The sequence below is a fragment of the Stenotrophomonas sp. 2YAF22 genome (assembly GCF_052114665.1).
Lineage (GTDB): Bacteria > Pseudomonadota > Gammaproteobacteria > Xanthomonadales > Xanthomonadaceae > Stenotrophomonas > Stenotrophomonas indicatrix.
On record NZ_JBFRFE010000586.1, the window covers coordinates 1 to 2771 of the forward strand.

3 protein-coding genes are annotated in these 2771 nt (G+C 65.1%); all 3 read left to right on the forward strand.

The annotated features are described in order from the left end of the window. The first annotated feature begins 149 nt into the window (after positions 1–149). From AB4Y84_RS18540 to cfa, 3 genes are read left to right on the forward strand one after another with little or no spacing between them, the layout of a single operon-like run. A complete protein-coding gene (locus tag AB4Y84_RS18540; protein WP_025876743.1) occupies positions 150–452 on the forward strand; it encodes a GNAT family N-acetyltransferase in 303 nt (100 codons plus the stop codon). Positions 453–488: 36 nt separating this feature from the next. Next, positions 489–1370 (forward strand): hypothetical protein, encoded by an 882-nt coding sequence (locus tag AB4Y84_RS18545; RefSeq protein WP_442250625.1) that lies wholly within the window; start codon positions 489–491, stop codon positions 1368–1370. A 19-nt stretch (positions 1371–1389) separates the two neighbouring features. Next, entirely contained in the window at positions 1390–2505 is a 1116-nt protein-coding gene (cfa, locus tag AB4Y84_RS18550; protein WP_442244303.1) for a cyclopropane fatty acyl phospholipid synthase, read from the forward strand. Positions 2506–2771: the final 266 nt, after the last annotated feature.

Genomic DNA, 2771 nt, shown 5'->3' on the forward strand with positions numbered 1-2771 from the left:
CACCCCTGCAGAGGGGGTAGCGGCCGGCTGGCCTGAAGCTTGAGGGCAACAAGTGACGCAACGGGCGCAGACTTGTCCCTGTTCAGACTTCACGCGATCATGGCGCCCGCGTGCGCACCATCCACGCAGTCGCCGCAGGAGACAGTCCCATGGCTTCGGTCACGCCCCCCGGTCTGGCTTACGAGGTCGAACACGATCAGGTCAACCACCGTTTCACCGCCCGCGTGCGCGGGCAGGTGGCACTGTTGGAGTACCAGATCAAACGCAGGCGGATGGTCATCACCCATACCGAAGTGCCCGAGCCGATCGCCGGACGTGGCATTGCCGGTGAGCTGACCCGGGTCGCACTGCGTTTCGCCCGTGAGCAGAAGTACAAGGTGGTGCCGGCATGTGCCTATGCCGAGGCCTTCCTGCAGCGGCACGAGGAGTACCACGATCTGCTTGTGGGCTGAATCCAGCGGGCCACCCTTCAGCCAGGGCAGGCGATGATGCATGAACATGAACAGGGGATCCCGATGAAGATTGGAAACAACCGGCCACTGCACGCCAGCGTGCTGGCCGGCGCTATGGGCGTGCTGTTGCTGGCCGGTTGCCAGCGTGAGAACGAGGCGGCGCCGACCACCGATGCCGCACCTGCGGCCGAAGCCACCGGAACCGCCGAGGCACCCGCAGCGGAAGCGCCGTTGGATCTGCGCGATGTGATCGAGAACAACGAACGTGAGGTGGTCGGCATCAGCTACCCGGCGGGCATCGATCGTTATCCGGGCCTGGCACGCGCGCTGCAGGCCTATGCCACCTCCGCCCGCAGCGATCTGCAGCAGGCGCTGGACGGGCTGGGCAACGACAAGCCGACCATGCCCTATGAGCTGTCGCTGAGCTTCGAGAAGCTGCTGGAGACGCCGCAGCTGGTGGTGGTCAGTGCCGACGGCAGCCGCTACACCGGCGGCGCCCATGGCGAACCGCTGGTTGCTCGTTTCGTGTGGCTGCCGGCGCAGCAGCAGATGCTGAGCGCCRACAAGCTGGTGGCCGATGCCAAGGGCTGGAAAGCGATCAGCGATTTCGTCGCCGACCAGCTGCGTGAGCGTGTGGCCACCCGCCTCAGCGGCGAGGACATGGACCCGTCGCAGCTGCAGGAATCGCTGCGCAATGCCTCGCGGATGATCGCCGACGGCACCGGTCCGCAGGCCGATAACTTCAGCCAGTTCCAGCCGCTGACCGACGACAAGGGACAGATCACCGCGCTGCGCTTCGTGTTCCCGCCCTACCAGGTGGRTCCATACTCGGACGGCACCCAGACCGCCGATGTGCCGGCTTCGGTGTTGTTGCCACACGTGGCCAAGGACTACGTGGAGCTGTTCGCACGCGGGTAACCGTAGACGAGGAGGTGACGTGGATACAGGGTTGCAGGAGCGGGTCACCGGCCTGCTCCACGAGGCCGGGGTCCAGATCGATGGAACCCGCCCGCAGGATATCCAGGTGCATGACCCGCGCTTCTTCGCGCGGGTCATCGCGCACGGCTCACTCGGCCTGGGCGAGAGCTACATGGACGGCTGGTGGGATGCCAACGTCCTCGATGAATTCCTGTTCCACCTGATGCAGGCGCACCTGGACGAACGGGTGCACGGATGGCGCGAGGTGGCCGACGCCCTGAAGGCGCGCCTGTTCAACCTGCAGGCCGGGGCGGGCAGCTACGAAGTGGGGCGCCGCCACTATGACCTTGGCAATGACCTGTACCAGGCGATGCTCGGCCAGCGCCTGGTCTACAGCTGTGGTTACTGGCGCCATGCCGACGATCTGGATGGCGCGCAGGAAGCCAAGCTGGATCTGGTGTGCCGCAAGCTCGGGCTGCGTCCCGGGCAACGCGTGCTGGACATCGGCTGCGGTTGGGGTGAGGCGCTGAAGTTCGCCGCCGAGCGATACGGTGTCAGTGGCGTGGGCATCACCATCTCGCAGGAGCAGGCCGACTTCGCCCGCGAGCTGTGCGCTGGCCTGCCGATCGAGATCCGGCTGCAGGACTATCGCGAACTTGACGAACCTTTCGATGCGATCTTCTCGATCGGCATGTTCGAACACGTGGGCGACAAGAACTACCGCCGCTTTTTCGACGTGGCCCGGCGCTGCCTTTCGCCGCGGGGACTGCTGCTGTTGCATACCATTGGCAGCAACATTTCGCGCCACCGCACCGATCCGTGGATCGCCCGCTACATCTTCCCCAACTCGATGCTGCCGTCGGCAGTGCAGGTCACCAAGGCGTTCGAGGGCTGCTTCGTGCTGGAGGACTGGCATAACTTCGGCACCGACTACGACCTGACCCTGCAGGCGTGGCGGCGCAACGTGGAAGCAGCATGGCCACGGCTGGATCAACGTTACGACGAGCATTTCCGTAGCATGTGGCGTTTCTACCTGGCCGGATCGATGGCCAGCTTCCGCTGCCGGCATGCGCAGCTGTGGCAGCTGGTGCTGTCGCCGGAGGGCGTGCCCGGGGGATACGTAGCGCCGCGGTGATCTGGAAGAGCATCCACGCATGGCGTGGATCTACTGGGATCACGCAACCCTGCGGTAGATTCACGCCCTGCGTGGATGACCCAACAAAAAACCGCCCGGTTTCCCGGGCGGTTCTCATTTCACACTACCCCACTGGCGATCAGTTGCCGGTGCCGGTCAGGCCACGCTTTTCCAGGAGCGGTTCGATCTGCGGCTCGTGGCCGGCAAAATCGCGGAACAGCTGCATCGCATCCACGCTGCCACCCTTGGACAGCAGGGTCGCGCGG

What these genes read in the sequence shown, in the direction of transcription:
- AB4Y84_RS18540 (WP_025876743.1), top strand. Translation starts at nt 150, where the DNA reads ATGGCTTCGGTCACGCCCCCCGGTCTGGCTTACGAGGTCGAACACGAT.